Source organism: Serratia sp. HMSC15F11, from assembly GCF_001808215.1.
Lineage (GTDB): Bacteria > Pseudomonadota > Gammaproteobacteria > Enterobacterales > Enterobacteriaceae > Serratia > Serratia nevei.
In genome coordinates, this window is the sequence record NZ_KV792499.1 from 693 (window position 1) to 1,189 (window position 497).

Genomic DNA, 497 nt, shown 5'->3' on the forward strand with positions numbered 1-497 from the left:
ATGCTTCCTAGTAACTCTGTAGTACTGTTAGTTGGTTTTTCATCACTAGTAATAAAGGCCATTGACGAAGCACTTACTTTCTTCTGTACAATAGATGCATTAACAAATTGTTCTAATTCTTTAATCAAATTGGTACAGGCGATAATGTCTGGAATACCCCTTTCTTGATCAGGATAATCTTGAATATAGAAATGAATGATCTCGGATGCGTCAACTACTTCAATGTCAGTCTGATAGTATGAATAGATTGTTGGGTCTACTTTACAGATATTGTATGAAATAGGACGTTTGAACTTGTTAAATCTAATACCATTACTGATATAGTCGCCGTTACTGAACTTTTGATTGTTGATTACTGGTACACGCAGACTGTCGATTATTTCTAGTCTTAAGCCACCTTCAACTTCATGTAAGCGAATAAAACACTCTCCGTCACGTGCTCTTGTTCTACATACTAGATTTTGGAAAGTACTGATATCGTGTCTGCCATTAGTACT

The 497-nt window shown here is 35.6% G+C and carries 1 protein-coding gene; it reads right to left on the reverse strand.

Features of this window, described 5'->3' with window-relative positions; translation table 11 throughout:
* The coding region (locus HMPREF3138_RS26520) for a phage portal protein (protein WP_139145173.1) at positions 1-497 on the reverse strand (497 nt) is incomplete at both ends.